Annotated in this window: 12 protein-coding genes; 10 read left to right on the forward strand and 2 right to left on the reverse strand. The window is 65.7% G+C overall.

The features are described from left to right. Positions 1-20: 20 nt before the first annotated feature. The 9 genes from E8E91_RS22295 to E8E91_RS22335 all read left to right on the forward strand — a co-directional run bounded on the left by E8E91_RS22295 (position 21) and on the right by E8E91_RS22335 (position 11,353). Positions 21-2,132 (forward strand): 3-hydroxyacyl-CoA dehydrogenase NAD-binding domain-containing protein, encoded by a 2,112-nt coding sequence (locus E8E91_RS22295; protein WP_280378897.1) that lies wholly within the window; start codon positions 21-23, stop codon positions 2,130-2,132. Positions 2,133-2,185: 53 nt separating this feature from the next. After that, positions 2,186-3,370, forward strand: coding sequence for an acetyl-CoA C-acyltransferase (locus tag E8E91_RS22300; protein WP_280378898.1), 1,185 nt, complete (start codon positions 2,186-2,188; stop codon positions 3,368-3,370). Next, positions 3,370-4,146 carry an SDR family NAD(P)-dependent oxidoreductase gene (locus tag E8E91_RS22305; protein ID WP_280378899.1) on the forward strand — a complete coding sequence of 259 codons (777 nt, stop codon included), beginning with the start codon at positions 3,370-3,372 and terminating at the stop codon, positions 4,144-4,146. Before E8E91_RS22300 ends, E8E91_RS22305 begins: the two co-directional genes overlap by 1 nt. Positions 4,147-4,728: 582 nt before the next feature. Continuing rightward, complete coding sequence (locus E8E91_RS22310) at positions 4,729-5,697, forward strand: LacI family DNA-binding transcriptional regulator (RefSeq protein ID WP_280378900.1); 969 nt, start codon at positions 4,729-4,731, stop codon at positions 5,695-5,697. 83 nt (positions 5,698-5,780) lie between these two features. Continuing rightward, positions 5,781-7,052: an MFS transporter gene (locus tag E8E91_RS22315; protein ID WP_280378901.1), complete on the forward strand. Its 1,272-nt coding sequence runs from the start codon at positions 5,781-5,783 to the stop codon at positions 7,050-7,052. 33 nt (positions 7,053-7,085) lie between these two features. Beyond that, positions 7,086-8,369 carry a histidinol dehydrogenase gene (gene hisD, locus E8E91_RS22320; RefSeq protein WP_280378902.1) on the forward strand — a complete coding sequence of 428 codons (1,284 nt, stop codon included), beginning with the start codon at positions 7,086-7,088 and terminating at the stop codon, positions 8,367-8,369. A 3-nt stretch (positions 8,370-8,372) separates the two neighbouring features. After that, positions 8,373-8,813: a thioesterase family protein gene (locus E8E91_RS22325; RefSeq protein ID WP_280378903.1), complete on the forward strand. Its 441-nt coding sequence runs from the start codon at positions 8,373-8,375 to the stop codon at positions 8,811-8,813. Beyond that, complete coding sequence (locus E8E91_RS22330) at positions 8,810-9,712, forward strand: SDR family oxidoreductase (protein ID WP_280378904.1); 903 nt, start codon at positions 8,810-8,812, stop codon at positions 9,710-9,712. Before E8E91_RS22325 ends, E8E91_RS22330 begins: the two co-directional genes overlap by 4 nt. A gap of 45 nt (positions 9,713-9,757) precedes the next feature. Beyond that, complete coding sequence (locus E8E91_RS22335) at positions 9,758-11,353, forward strand: arylsulfatase (RefSeq protein ID WP_280378905.1); 1,596 nt, start codon at positions 9,758-9,760, stop codon at positions 11,351-11,353. A 621-nt stretch (positions 11,354-11,974) separates the two neighbouring features. On the opposite strand, the gene E8E91_RS22340 is transcribed toward E8E91_RS22335, so the two are convergent. Both E8E91_RS22340 and E8E91_RS22345 read right to left on the reverse strand, forming a co-directional pair. Further along, complete coding sequence (locus E8E91_RS22340; protein WP_280378906.1) at positions 11,975-12,406, reverse strand: thioesterase family protein; 432 nt, start codon at positions 12,404-12,406, stop codon at positions 11,975-11,977. Then, entirely contained in the window at positions 12,403-13,554 is a 1,152-nt protein-coding gene (locus E8E91_RS22345) for an iron-containing alcohol dehydrogenase (protein ID WP_280378907.1), read from the reverse strand. Before E8E91_RS22345 ends, E8E91_RS22340 begins: the two co-directional genes overlap by 4 nt. A 204-nt stretch (positions 13,555-13,758) precedes the next feature. Here E8E91_RS22345 and E8E91_RS22350 point away from each other — a divergent pair, with 204 nt between their 5' ends. Further along, positions 13,759-15,336 carry an AMP-binding protein gene (locus tag E8E91_RS22350; protein ID WP_280378908.1) on the forward strand — a complete coding sequence of 526 codons (1,578 nt, stop codon included), beginning with the start codon at positions 13,759-13,761 and terminating at the stop codon, positions 15,334-15,336. Positions 15,337-15,355 lie beyond the last annotated feature (19 nt).

Genomic DNA, 15,355 nt, shown 5'->3' on the forward strand with positions numbered 1-15,355 from the left:
ACCCACTACAAGGAGCCACCATGAACGCCCTGGTCACCTATCAGGTTGAAGACAACCTGGCCCTGATCGGCCTCGCCCGCCCGCCGGTCAACGCCCTTGGCCAGCCCCTGCGCGCGGCCGTTCTCGAAGCGTGCGAGCGCGCGGCGGCCGACCCGTCCGTCAAGGCGCTGGTCCTGCATGGCGCCAACGGCCTGTTCAGCGCCGGCGCCGACATCAGCGAGTTCGGCAGCGATGCGTCCTTCGCCGCGCCCGACCTGCCTTCCCTGCTCCTGCGCCTGACCCGCCTGGACAAGCCGCTGATCGCCGCCATCGGCAAGCTCGCCCTCGGCGGCGGCCTGGAACTGGCCCTGGCTTGCGGCTACCGCATCGGCGAACCAGCCACCCGCGTCGGCCTGCCGGAAATCAACCTCGGCCTGCTCCCCGGCGCCGGCGGCACCCAGCGCCTGCCACGGCTGATCGGTGCCGAGGCGGCCCTCGACATGATGCTTTCAGGCGCCCCGGTCGGCGCTGAAAGCGCCCGCAACCTGGGCATCCTCGACAGGCAGTCGGCCAGCGCCGAAACCTTGCTCGACGAGGCCCGCGCCTACGCCCGCGAGCTGATCACCAAGCAGGCACCCGCGCGGCCTGCCGAGCCCTTCCCTGCACCAGCCGCGGGACTGCCCGAAGACTTCCTCGCCCGCTTCCGCCAGGACAACGAGCCGCGCTGGAAGAGCCGCCTGGCGCCGCGCCTGGTGCTGTCGGCGGTAGAAGCCGCCTGCCTGCTGCCGCTGGAAGAAGGCCTGGCCCGTGAAGTGGCGCTGTTCAAGCAGGCCGAAGCCTCGGTCCAGTCCGAGGCCCTGCGCCATGTGTTCTTCGCCGAGCGAGAGGCCGGTCGGATTCCCGGCATCGATAGCGACACCCTGCTCCGCCCGATCCGCAAGGTCGCGGTGATCGGCGCCGGTACCATGGGCGGCGGTATCGCCATGAACTTCGCCAATGTCGGCATCCCGGTGATCATGCTGGAGCGCCAGGGCGAGGCCCTGGATCGCGGGCTCACGCAGATCCGCAAGAACTACGAGATCAGCGTCAAGCGCGGCAAGTTGACCGAGGCCAAGCTTGAACAACGCATGGCCCTGCTCACCGGCACACTCGATTACGCCGACCTGGCCGACGTCGACCTGGTGATCGAGGCGGTGTTCGAGAAGATGGAGATCAAGCAGGAGGTCTTCCGCACCCTGGACCGGGTGTGCAAGCCCGGCGCCATCCTCGCCACCAACACCTCGTCCCTGGATGTCGACCAGATCGCCGCGGTGACCTCCCGTCCGCAGGATGTGATCGGCCTGCACTTCTTCAGTCCGGCCAACGTCATGCGCCTGCTGGAGGTGGTGCGTGGGCGCGAAACCGCGCCAGACGTGCTGGCCACCACGCTGAAGATGGGCCGCACCATCGGCAAGATGCCGGTGGTCTCCGGCGTCTGCTTCGGTTTCATCGGCAATCGCATGCTCGAACCCTACGCCCGCGAAGCCCATCGCCTGGTACTGGAAGGCGCAACCCCGGCCCAGGTGGACGGCGTGCTGACCGGACTCGACCTGAACATGGGCGTGTTCAGCATGCTCGACCTCGCCGGCGTCGACGTGAACTTCCTGGTACGCGACGCCAACCGCGCCGCCTTCGCCCATGACGACAGCTACTGCCGTCTTGGCGACGAGCTCTATGCCCTGGGCCGCTACGGCCAGAAGACTGGTCGCGGCTTCTACGCCTACGAAGGCCGCAATCGCCAGGAAGACTACGAAGTCGTGGCGCTGGCCGAACGCCTTGCCGGTGAACTGCACGTCCCTCGTCGCCCCATCAGCGACCAGGAAATCCACGACCGCTGCCTGTTCATGCTGATCAACGAAGGCATCCAGTTGCTGGACGAAGGCATCGCCTTGCGCGCCAGCGATATCGACCTGGTGTGGATCAACGGCTACGGCTTCCCGGCCCACCTCGGCGGCCCCATGCACTACGCCGAGCAGCTCGGCCTGGACAAGGTCCTGGCCGGCATCGAGCACTTCCGCCAGGCCCTGGGCGAGTACGGCGAGATGTGGTTCCAGCCCGCGCCGCTGCTGGAGCGACTGGTCGCCGCAGGCAAGCAACGTATCGAACCGCTCTGACTCCATGTGGCCGGGGAAGCCCCCGGCCCATTCGCTCTTCAAGGAATCCGAATATGAAAGAAGCTGTCATCCTTTCCACCGCGCGCACACCCATCGCCAAGGCGTTTCGCGGTGCCTTCAACGCCACCACTGCGCCGACCATGGCGTCCTTCGCCATCCGCGCCGCCGTCGAGCGCGCCGGTATCGAAGCAGCGGAAATCGAAGACCTGGTGATGGGCACCGGCATGCCCGCTGGCACCGCTGGCTGGAACCTCGGCCGCATGAGCGTGCTGGCGGCCGGCCTGCCGATTTCCGTCGGCGGCCAGACCCTGGACCGCCAGTGCGCCTCGGGCCTGATGGCCATCGCCACCGCCGCCAAACAGATCGTGGTCGACGGCATGGCCGTAACCATCGGGGCTGGCCAGGAGCACATCAGCCTGGTGCAGAACCGCCACATGGAATGGGTGGGCGAGTACCACGACACCCAGGTCATCAACCATGTGCCCCATGCCTACATGCCCATGCTGCAGACCGCCGAACTGGTGGCTGAGCGCTACGGCATCAGCCGCGAGGAGCAGGACGCCTACTCCCTGCAATCCCAGCAGCGCACGGCGGCGGCCCAGGGTGCCGGCCTGTTCGAGGGCGAAATCGTCCCGGTGACCGTCACCCGCCAGGTGGTCGACAAGGCCAGCGGCGCCATCAGCTTCGACGAAGTGACCCTCGCCCAGGACGAAGGCAATCGTCCGCAGACCGTTCTCGACGACCTGGCCCGCCTCAAGCCGGTTATAGCCGGCGGCCGCATCACTGCCGGCAACGCTAGCCAGCTGTCCGACGGCGCCAGCGCCTGCGTGCTGATGGACGGCCGCTTGGCCGAACAACGCAACCTGGAACCCCTGGGCGCGTATCGCGGCATGGCCGTCGTGGGCCTGGCACCGGAAGAGATGGGCATCGGCCCGGTACTGGCCGTGCCCCGTCTGCTCAAGCAGCACGGCCTGAAGGTCGACGACATCGGCCTGTGGGAACTCAACGAAGCCTTCGCCTGCCAGGCGATCTACTGCCGCGACACGCTGGGCATCGACAACGCGCGCTACAACGTCAATGGCGGCGCCATCGCCATTGGCCACCCCTACGGCATGAGCGGCGCGCGGATGGTCGGCCACGCCCTGCTGGAAGGCAAACGCCGTGGCGTGAAGTACGTCGTGATCACCATGTGCGTGGGCGGCGGCATGGGCGCCGCCGGCCTGTTCGAGGTGTTCTGATGAGTGTCTTCGCCCCCTTCTCCCTGGCCAGCCGCACCGTGCTGGTCACGGGCGCCTCCAGCGGTATCGGCGCCCACCTTGCTCGCGTCGCCGGCCGTGCCGGTGCGCGGGTGGTCCTGGCGGCACGTCGCGTGGAGCGCCTGCAAGAGCTGGCCAATGCCATCCGCCGCGACGGCGGCCAGGCGCTGCCGGTGGCCATGGACGTCACCGACCGCGCCAGCGTAGAAGCCGCCTTCGACGCCGCCGAACTGGCCTTCGGGCCGGTGGACGTGGTGCTAAACAACGCCGGCATCGGCAATGGCCAGCGCGTCCTGGACATCAGCGAAGAAGACTGGCGCGCCATGCTCGCGACCAACCTCGACGGCGTCTGGCGCGTCGCCCAGTGCGCGGCACAGCGCCTGGCCCGCGCCGAGCGACCGGGGAGCATCGTCAACATCGCCTCCATGCTCGGCCTGCGGGTCGGTACGGGCTACAGCCACTATTGCGCGGCCAAGGCCGGTGTCGTCCAGCTGACCAAGTCCCTGGCGCTGGAACTGGCGCGCTATGGGATTCGGGTCAATGCCATTGCCCCGGGCTACTTCAAGACCGAAATGAACGACGCCTACTTCGACAGCGAGAAAGGCCAGGCCTACATCCGCGAGGCGGTGCCCATGCGTCGGCTCGGCAGGCTGGAAGAGCTGGACGGGCCCTTCCTGTTGTTGGCCAGTGAAGCCGGTGCCTATATGTCCGGCGCGGTGTTGGCGGTGGACGGCGGGCAACTGGTGGGGAGTTTGTAGGCCAACCCGATGCAGCCCTCTCCCCCGGCCCCTCTCCCGCACAATCCTGTAGGGGCGAATTCATTCGCCAAGCAGGACGCAGTCCTGCCCGCTCTCGTGGGAGCGAATTCATTCGCGAAATGACTAGGCACCGAGCCGGCTTGAAATCACCCTCACCCCCGCCCCTCTCCCAGAGGGCGAGGGGTGACTCTCGGCCCGCCTTTGGCGCAATCCTGTAGGGGCGAATTCATTCGCCAAGCAGGACGCAGTCCTGCCCGCTTTTGTGCTCCCGTAGGGTGCGCCATGCGCACCGGGTCGGCGGTCCAAGGTGGCTCCGAGGAAACCTGCGACACAGTCGGTGCGCGCAGCGCACCCTACGAAAATCCCGCCCGCGTGACCTGCCCACGGCTCCGAATCTCCCCTGAATCAACCTCCCCCCTCCATTAGGGAGGGTCTGCTCTCAACCCGCGCAGGCAGCATTCAGCCCACACGTGCACACGATTGCACAACAGCTGAGGCAAGCCGATGGCGCGCAATCCTTCACCTCCAGAGTCCCCCGTCCAGGGTGCCGTTGCGGCAGGCGGCCGAATCACGGCCAGGGACTTGGCGAACCGCATCGGGGTGGCCACCTCCTCCGTCACCCGCGCCTTCGACCCGCAATCGCGGATATCGGCCGAGCTGCGTCAGCGCATCCTCACCATGGCCGATGAGCTGGGGTATCGGCCCAATGCCATTGCGCGGTCACTGAACCGGCGGCGCACCGGCATCGTCGCGCTGGTGATGGGCGACATGACCAACCCCTTCTATCCCGCGGCACTGGAAGAGTTCTCCCTGCGGCTGCGGCAAAGCGGCCGGCAACTCCTGCTGTTCGTGGTGCCACCGGGTGGCGACGCGGACGAACTGATGCCGCAGCTGCTGCAGTACCAGGTCGACGCCATCGTGGTGACCGCAGCGCGGTTGTCTTCGCATATGTCGGATCTGTGCGGCCGCCAGGGTGTACCGGTGGTGTTCATGAACCGCCGCATCGAGGACCCGACGGTCTGGTCGGTGTGCTGCGACAACCAGCGCATGGGCACGGCGGTCGCCGACTACCTGATGAGCAGTAAGCGCCGAGCCTGCGCATTCGTCTCCGGCAACCCGGACATCTCCACCAGCGCCGACCGCCTGCTCGGCTTCGAGCGCGGCCTGGCCGCGCACGGCCAGCGCCTGGTCGCCTGCGTGCAAGGCGGATACAGCTACGAAGGCGCACGCGAGGCGGCGGCGCAGCTGTTCGTAGCCGGCCAGCCCGCCATCGACGCGGTGTTCTGCGCCAACGACCAGATGGCCCTTGGCGTCCTCAGCTACCTGCGCATGAACACCAGCCTGCGCGTGCCCGAGGACGTGGCCGTGATCGGCTTCGACGACATCCGCGCCGCCGCCTACCCGGAGTACGACCTGACCACAGTGCGCCAGCCGCTCAGCGAAATGATCGATTGCGCCATTCGCCTGCTCGACGAGGGTCGCCCGGGCGGCAACGTCGCCGATGCACTGCACGAGCTGCCGGGGCGACTGGTACTGCGCTCCACGGCCTAGGCCGGGCCCTGCACGCCAATCACAACAACAACGACAACCAGGAGACAGGCATGACACCTACAGAATCTGCGAATGACTGCGCGATGTATCGAAAGATCAGCTGGCGCATCATGCCGCTGCTGCTCACGGCCTACGTGGTGGCCTTCCTCGATCGCATCAACGTCGGCTACGCGCAGTTGCAGATGAAGGAAACGCTGGCCTTCAGCGATGCCGTTTATGCCCTGGGTGCGGGCATCTTCTTCATCGGCTACCTGCTGTTCGAAGTACCGAGCAACCTGATGCTGGAGAAGATCGGCGTGCGCAATACGCTGCTGCGCATCATGGTCTGCTGGGGCATCGTCGCCATGTCGATGATGTTCGTGCAGACGCCGACCCAGTTCTACGTGCTGCGCTTCCTGCTGGGCGTCTTCGAGGCCGGCTTCACCCCCGGTGCGCTGCTCTACCTCACCTACTGGTACCCACCGGCACGACGCGCGCGGATGATCGCCATCTTCATGCTCGGCGCCATCGTTGGCAGCCTGATCGCCGGGCCGCTGTCGGGCGCCATCATGAAGTACTTCGACGGCCTGAACAGCTGGCACGGCTGGCAGTGGCTGTTCCTGGTACAGGGGCTTCCCGCTCCGCTGCTGGGCCTGCTGGCCTGGTTCTGCCTGGTGGATCACCCCGCGCAGGCCGGTTGGCTGACTGCCGAGGAAAAGAACCGGCTGCAACAGCAATTCGAGGCCGAGGGCCAGACGCTGGCCACGGCCAGCCACGCATCGATGCGCGACCTGCTGGGCGACGCCAGGGTCTGGGCACTGGCGCTGGTCTATGTGCTGATGGTGGCGGGGACCTACACGATCGCCTTCTGGACCCCGACTCTGATCAAGAGCTGGGGCGTTTCCGACATGTTGGAGATCGGCCTCTACGCCACGCTTCCGCAACTGTTCGCGGCAGCCGGGGTGATCGTGCTCAGCCGCAGCTCGGACCGCCGCCGCGAACGCCGCTGGCATTTCGCCTCCGGGGCACTGATGGCCATCAGCGGCCTGGCGACCATCGCCCTGGCCCAGGGCCAGCTCGGGCTTTCGCTCGCTGGCCTTTGCCTGGCCGTGCTCGGCATTGCGGCGGTAACACCGGTGTTCTTCGCCCTGACCTCCGAGTATCTGCCCCGCGCATCGGTGGCGGTTGGCATCGCCCTCGTCAGCAGCATCGGCAACCTCGGTGGTGCGATCAGCCCCTCGGTCACCAGCGCGCTCAATACCGCCAGTGGCGGAACCACCTACAGCCTGTACTTCGTGATGAGCCTGTACCTGCTGGCCGCATTCATCGTGCTCACGGCCGCCCGGCCGAAGGAGCCCATTCTTCAAGCCGCGTGAAGCGGCATCCCCTGGAGTCCATAGGAAGTCCCCATGATCCAACAACTCAAGAAAGGCCAGTCAGCCCAGGCCAAGGCCAGCAACCAGGCCCAGGTGCGTAGCACCGTCGAAGGCATCCTCACTGACATCGAGCAGCGCGGCGACGCCGCTGTGCGCGAGTACTCGGCGAAGTTCGACCAGTGGGCACCGGCAAGCTTCCGTCTCAGCCAGGAGCAGATCGATGCCTGCATGGCCAGCCTGCCGCAGCAGACCCTCGACGATATCCGCTTCGCCCAGGCACAGATCCGCCGCTTCGCGCAGATCCAGAAGGACTCCATGCACGACGTCGAGGTGGAAACACTGCCGGGCGTGGTGCTCGGCCATCGCAACATTCCGGTCAACTCGGTGGGCTGCTACATCCCCGGCGGCAAGTACCCGCTGATCGCCAGCGCGCACATGAGCGTGCTCACCGCCAAGGTGGCCGGCGTCAAGCGCGTGATCGCCAGTGCACCGCCCTTTGAAGGCAAGCCCTGCCCCGAGATCGTGGCGGCCATGCACCTCGCTGGCGCCGATGAAATCTACTGCCTCGGCGGCGTCCAGGCGGTGGCGGCGATGGCCATCGGCACCGAGAGCATCAAGGGCGTAGACATGATCGTCGGCCCGGGCAATGCCTACGTGGCCGAGGCCAAGCGGCAGCTGTTCGGCCGTGTCGGCATCGACCTGTTCGCCGGCCCCACCGAAACCATGGTGATCTGCGACGACACGGTGGACGCCGAACTCGTGGCCGTGGACCTGCTGGGCCAGGCCGAGCACGGCCCCACCTCCCCCGCCTACTGCGTGACCACCAGCCGGACGATTGCCGAGGAACTGCCGGCTGCCATCGAGCGCGTGCTGGCCCGCCTGGACACCGCACCGGTCGCCAGCGCCGCCTGGCGCGATTTCGGCGAAATCCACCTGTGCGACAGCGACGAAGAAGCCCTGGAAGTGGCCGAGCGCCTGTGCTCCGAGCACGTCCAGGTGATGACGAAGGACCCGAGCTGGTACCACGACCGCATGACCTGCTACGGCGCCCTGTTCCTCGGCCATCGCACCAACGTCAGCTACGGCGACAAGGTGATCGGCACCAACCACACGCTGCCCACCATGGGCGCGGGTCGTTACACGGGCGGGCTGTGGGTCGGCAAGTTCATCAAGACCCACACCTACCAGCGCGTGCTGACCGATGAAGCGAGCGTGCTGGTGGGCGAATACTGCTCGCGCCTCTGTGGCTACGAGCACATGTCCGGCCACAAGGAGCAGGCGGACATCCGCGTGCGCCGCATGAAGCAGGAGGCCTGAGCCATGGGCAAACCCATTGCAGAAACCCGCAGTGCCTATCGCTACTTCCGCGACATCACCACGCGCTGGATGGACAACGACGTCTACGCCCACGTCAACAACGTCGTCTACTACAGCTGGTTCGACACTGTGGTGAACGCCTGGCTGCTGGAACAGAAAGTGCTGGATTTCGCCGAGAGCCCGACAGTGGGCCTGGTGGTGGAAACCGGCTGCAGCTACTTCTCGTCCATCGCCTTCCCCGACATCGTGCGCGCCGGCCTGCGGGTGGCGCACCTGGGCAATTCCAGCGTGCGCTACGAAGTCGGTCTGTTCGCCAACGACAACGAGGTGGCATCCGCCCAGGGCCACTTCCTGCACGTCTACGTCGACCGGGTGACGCGCCGCCCGCTGCCGCTGCCGGCTGACCTGCGTCATGCCCTTGAACGCATCGCGGTGGCGTCATGAAGCACTTCCAGCATCGCGTGGCGGTGATCACCGGCGCGGCCTCGGGTTTCGGCAAGGCCTTTGCCGAAAGGGCTGCGGGGCTTGGCATGAAGTTGGTGTTGGCCGATATCCAGGCTGAGGCGCTCGAGGCCGTGGTGAACGAACTGCGAGCGCGCGGCGTCCAGGTGATCGGCCTGCGCACCGACGTCTCGCAGGCCGAACAGGTGCAGGCCCTGGCCGATGCGGCGTTGGCCGAGTTCGGCGCCGTGCACCTGCTGTTCAACAATGCCGGCGTGCTCACGGGCGGGCTGGTGTGGGAAAGCAGCGAGAAGGACTGGGACTGGGTGCTGGGCGTGAATGTGCGCAGCGTGATCCACGGCGTGCGGATCTTCACGCCGATCATGCTCGAAGCCGCCTCGGCCGACCCGGACTACGAGGGGCACATCATCAACACCGCCTCGATGGCGGGGCTGCTCAACGCACCGACCCTGGGCGCCTACAACCTGTCCAAGCACGCGGTGGTGTCACTCAGCGAAACGCTCTACCACGATCTCGCGCTGGTTTCCGAGCAGGTGCATTGCTCGGTACTGTGCCCCTACTTCGTGCCGACCGGTATCAGCCAGTCCGCCCGGAACCGGCCGGGTGAACTGGCCAATTCCGCTGCCCCGACGCGTTCGCAGGCGATTGCCCTGGCCCAGAACCAGAAAGCCACCGGCTCCGCCAGAATCAGCGCCGAACAGATCGCCGAGCTGACTTTCGAGGCGATTCGCCAGCGGCGTTTCTACATTTACTCGCATCCCCAAGCGATGGGATCGGTGCGCGAGCGCTTCGAGGCGATGGTCGACCAGCGCAACCCACCCGATCCGTACGCCGGCCACCCCGAACTGCGCGCAGGACTGGTCGCGGCGCTACGCGGCTGAAGCACTCGCCCCGGTCATCAGGCTCAACCTAGAGGAGATGAATTCATGATCCAACGCATCAAGCGCCTGGCCCTGGCAGGCCTGGCCTGCGCCCTGCTCGCCGTGCCCCTGGCGCAGGCCAGGACGGACAAACCCAACATCCTGGTGATCTGGGGCGACGACATCGGCTGGCAAAACGTCAGCGCCTACGGCATGGGCACCATGGGCTACACCACGCCGAGCATCGACAGCATCGGCATGCAGGGCATCCGCTTCACCGATCACTACGGCCAGCCCTCCTGCACCGCCGGCCGCGCGGCCTTCATCACCGGCCAATACCCGATCCGCTCGGGCATGACCACGGTGGGCCAGCCAGGCGACAAGCTTGGCCTGCAGGCCGCCTCGCCCAGCCTCGCCGAAGTGCTGAAAGGTGCCGGCTACCGCACCGGCCAGTTCGGCAAGAACCACCTGGGCGACAACAATCCGAACCTGCCGACCGTGCATGGTTTCGACGAGTTCTTCGGTAACCTGTACCACCTCAACACCGAGGAACAGCACGAGTACACCGACTACCAGAACTTCGCCAAGGACTACCCGGGCGGCCCGGAGGCGTTCGCGAAGAAGTTCCAGACCCGAGGCGTGCTGCATACCTTCGCCAGCGACAAGAACGACCCGACGGTGGACCCGCGTTTCGGGCTGGTCGGCAAGCAGACCATCGAAGACACCGGGCCGCTGACGATGAAGCGCATGGAAGACTTCGACGGCGCCGAAGTGATTCCCATGGCACTGGATTTCATGCGCAAGGCACAGAAGGACGACAAACCCTTCTTCGTCTGGCTCAACACCAGCCGCATGCACCTGTACACCCACCTCAACGACCAGTGGCGCCACGCCGCCGCGAAGTACACCCACGAGGACGACACTCAGGGCAGCGGCATGCTCCAGCACGACCACGACATCGGCCAGGTGCTCGCCTTCCTCAAGGCGAACGGCCTGGAGGACAACACCATCGTCTGGTACTCCACCGACAACGGCCCGGAACACTCCTCCTGGCCCCACGGCGCAACGACGCCCTTCCGTGGCGAGAAGATGACCACCTACGAGGGTGGCGTACGCGTTCCGTCGATGCTGCGCTGGCCGGGCGTGGTGAAACCGGGGCAGATCCTCAACGGCATCCAGGCGCACCAGGACATGTTCACCAGCTTCGCGGCCGCAGCCGGTGTGCCGGACGTCGTCGAGCGGATGAAGCAGGAGAAGAGGCAGTACATCGACGGCATCGACAACCGCGACTACTGGACCGGCAAATCGCCGGAGAGCAAGCGCAACAGCCTGCTGTACTACATCGAAAGCAAACTGACCGCTGTGCGCATGGGGCCGTGGAAGCTGCACTTCTCCACCAAGGAGGACTACTACGCCCAAGTCGTGCCACGCTTCGCGCCGCTGATGTTCAACCTGCGCAGCGACCCGTTCGAGAGCTACGACAGCAAGGACTCCTACGGCCACATGATCCAGAAATCGTCCTGGATTTCCGGGCCGATGGGCGAGCTGATCGGCGCACACCTGAAGACCTTGGCCGAGTACCCGCCGGTGCAGCCGGCCAGGTCGTTCGACCGTTCGAACCTGGTGCAGGATTTTTTGCAGGGGCAGAAGAAGGCGCCTTGAGACGCGCCTCCGATCCAAATTTCAGACCGCTGGCGGCATCAGGTTTGTTCTGACCTCTCCGGCGCGAGTCACCCCTCTCCTCTTCAGGGAGAGGGGCAGGGGCGGGCCGCGTTCGGGTGAGGGAAGACTCAGGCCAGCTCCGCACCTGGCCATTTCGCGAATAAATTCGCTCCCACAAAGGCGGGCAGGACTGCGTCCTGCTTAGCGATTGAAATCGCCCCCACAGGATTGCGCGCAGACTGATCGCCGGCACGGACAGCCCCCTCTCCCTCTGGGAGAGGGTTGGGGTGAGGGAAGGCTCAGGCCAGCTCCGTGCTTGGCCATTTCGCGAATAAATTCGCTCCTACAAAAGCGGGCAGGACTACGTCCTGCTTGGCGATTGAAATCGCCCCTACAGGGTCGCACCCCACAGGATTGCGCCGTAGGTGGGCCGGGAGTCACCCCTCTCCTCTTCAGGGAGAGGGGCCGGGGGTGAGGGAAGGTTCAGGCTAGCTCGGTGCCAATCCATTTCGCGAATGAATTCGCTCACACAAAAGCGGGCAGGACTACGTCCTGCTTGGCGAATGAATTCGCCCCTACAGGATTGTATCGAGGGCCGGCCGACGTCGGCGCAAGCCCGAACTAATCCACCAACTTCATCAATGCCGCTCGCACATGCTTCGGAATGGCCGTCGACTGGTTGCTGGCCCGGTCGACATAGACGTAGACGATGTACCCCGCCGCAGAGGCTTCCTGCTCGTCGTTACGGAACAGCGCCAGCTCATAGCGGGCGCTGCTGTTGCCCAGTTTCGCGATGCGCATGCCGATGGTGATGCGGTCCGGGAAGCTGATCGACGAGAAGTAGGTGCAGCAGTTCTCCACGATCAGCCCGATGACCGAGCTGGTAGCGATGTCCAAGGTCCCCTGCTCCACCAGGAAAAGGCTGACGGCGGACTCGTAGTAGGAGTGGTAGACCACATTGTTGACGTGCCCGTAGGAGTCATGATCGCCCCAGCGGCTGGGCATGCTGGTGAAGTGTGAGAACTGGCTGCGGGTGGGACGTGCGTGACTCATAGAACCTTCTCGTAGATGGCGCGGATGTCGTCGATGCCCAGCTCCCTGGGGTTGTTGCCCAGCAGGCGAGTCTGTCGGGTGGCATCGATCGTCAGGTCCTCGATATCGGCCTGGCTGATGCCTAGCTCACGTAGACGCGTGGGCAACTTCAGCTCGCCGGCCAGACCGCCCAGGTAATCCGCCAGTGCATTGGCCTTTGCCAGCGCATCGCCGCCGAGACCGGGCAGGACGATATCCGCCAGCTCCGCATACAGCGGCGCGGCCACTTCCAGGTTGAAGCGGACCACCGGCTCCAGCACCAGCGAGTTGGACAGCCCATGGGGAATGTGGAAGCGCGCGCCCAGCGGGTAGGCCAGCGCATGAACCGCCGCCACTGGCGCATTGGCAAAGGCCATGCCGGCAAGGCATGCGCCCAGCAACATGTTTTCCCGCGCTTCCAGATTGGCGCCGTTGCGGCAGGCCTCATGCAGGTTGGTCGCGAGCAGGCACAGGGCCTCGCGGGCCAGGCAATCGGAGATCGGGTTCTTCAGGTGCCGGCTGGTATAGGACTCGATGGCATGCACCATCGCATCGATACCGGTGGCGGCGGTGACGGCTGCCGGCAGGCCGAGGGTCAGCTCGGCGTCGAGCACGGCGAGGTCAGGCAGGAGCAGCGGCGAAATCACCACATTCTTTTCACCGGCGCCGGTGGTTACCACCGATACGGCGGTGACTTCGGAACCCGTGCCCGCCGTGGTCGGCACCAGGATCAGCGGCAGGCGCGGCCCCTTGGCCACATTGATGCCATAGGACTCCGCCAGGGATTCACCACTGCGGGCAAGCAAGGCGGTCAGCTTGGCGGCGTCCAGGGAGCTGCCGCCGCCGAAGCCGATCACGCAATCCGCCGAACTGGCCTTGGCAGCCTCCACCGCCGCGAGAATCACCGATTCGGGCGGATCGGCCTGGACATCGGAAAACACTGCTACCCGAAGCCCGTCGCGCTCCAGTTCGGGCAGCACCGAGTCCAGCAGACCCGCTTTCAGGACACCAGGGTCGGTGACGATGAGTACCGATTGGCAGCCCATGCCACGTACGGAGGCTGCAAGGCGGCGCGCAGCACCGCATTCGATGAGGATGGATTTGGTCGTATTGAACGCCAGGGTGCGCATGGAACGCCTCGCAAGTGGTTCGGGAAATTGGGAACTGCCAGGGCACCTTAGAGGGATGACCGGAGACAGTCCCCCCCACTTAGGAGTGGGCGTGCAAGAGGTCATCCCGTCCGTGCTTTCCCCTCCCCAGACGGGAGGGGTTGCGGCACAGGGGCGTTCCTAGAATGCGATTTCCACCAACCAGAACAACAAACGGAGACCGCGATGAAGATGAACTTCTCCCGCGTCATGGGCCAGACCGCCCTGCGCTATGCCGACCAGGAAGCCCTGGTTAACGTCGAGCGCAATCGGCGCTACCGCTTCGATCAGCTGCACCGGCTGACCAACCGTATCGTCAACATGATGCGCGGTCGTCTGGACCTGCACCGTGGCGATACGGCCCTGTGCATCCTGGAGAACGACAACCTCTCGCTGCTGCACGCCTGGACCGCATTCAAGGGCGAAGCGGCCATCGCCTACACCAACATCCGCGACGCCCTCGAAGAACACCGCTGGCAGGTGGAGTTCATCCGGCCCAAGGTGGTCTTCATCGAGACCGAGCTCCTGGACCAGTACGGCGAAATACTGCGCCAGAGTGGAACCCGGGTGGTCTGCATGGACCCTCCTCCCGCTCGGCATGCCTATGCCCGGTACTTCTGGGACATGCTCGAAGGCGTGACCGAAGAAGAGCCCGGAGTCGAGTCGGATGTGCATGAGGATGTGTTGATCTACCGCTTCACCGGTGGCACCACCGGGCGCAGCAAATGTGCCCGCTACACCATCGACAACTGGCTGGCCGCACGGGACTCCATGTACGCCGACAGCGAGCAGGGTCAGGCTTTCAATGACCGCACCCGCTACCTGCACATCGCCCCCATCAGCCACGGCTCGGGCCTTTCGCTACTGCCCACGCTGTTCCGTGGCGGCTGCACCGTCACCCAGAACGCCGCCGACCTCAAGGCCTGGTGCCGCAACGTCGAGGCGGAGCGCATCACCACCGCCCTGATGGTGCCGACCCTGGTGGGCTGGCTGCTGGAACTGCCGGAAGCCACCCAGTACGACCTGTCCAGCCTGCAGACCCTCTTCTACGGCGCCGCCCCCATGAGCCCGGCCAAGCTGGAGCAGGCCCAGCAACGCTTCGGCAACATCTTCTTCCAGCTCTACGGCTCCACCGAATGCGCCCAGGCGGTCTGCACCCTGACCAGGGCCGATCACCTGACTGCCATTCAGGCCGGCCGCCTCGCCTCCGCCGGGCGCCCCACCATCGGCATCGAACTGGTGGTGATGGACGATGCCGGCAATCCGGTACCGCACGGAGCCACCGGCGAGATCTGGCTGCGTGGACGCGGCACCATCTCCGGCTACCACAACAACCCGGAAGGCACCGCCGCCGAGTTCCACAACGGCTTCTGGAAGTCTGGCGACCTGGGCTACCTGGATGAGGCCGGCTACCTGTTCATCGTCGACCGCAAAAAGGACGTGATCATCACCGGCGGTTTCAATGTCTATGCGGTGGAAGTGGAAGCGACCCTCAATGCCCATCCGGCCGTATCCATGTCCGCCGTAGTCGGCGTGCCCCACGACAAATGGGGCGAGGCCGTGCACGCCGAGGTGGTGCTCAAGCCCTGCATGGCCATCGCGGAGGAGGAGCTGATCGAACTGGTGAAGGAGCGCCTGGGCCGCTTCAAGGCACCGAAGTCGGTGACCTTCGTCGACGCCCTGCCCTTGAGCGCAGTGGGCAAGGTATTGCGCCGGCAGGTGCGGGAGCGCTACTGGAAGGATCAGGCAAGACGGGTGTCCTGATCGGCGCCTGAATGTGGTG

Source organism: Pseudomonas sp. BN515 (assembly GCF_029873155.1).
Lineage (GTDB): Bacteria > Pseudomonadota > Gammaproteobacteria > Pseudomonadales > Pseudomonadaceae > Metapseudomonas.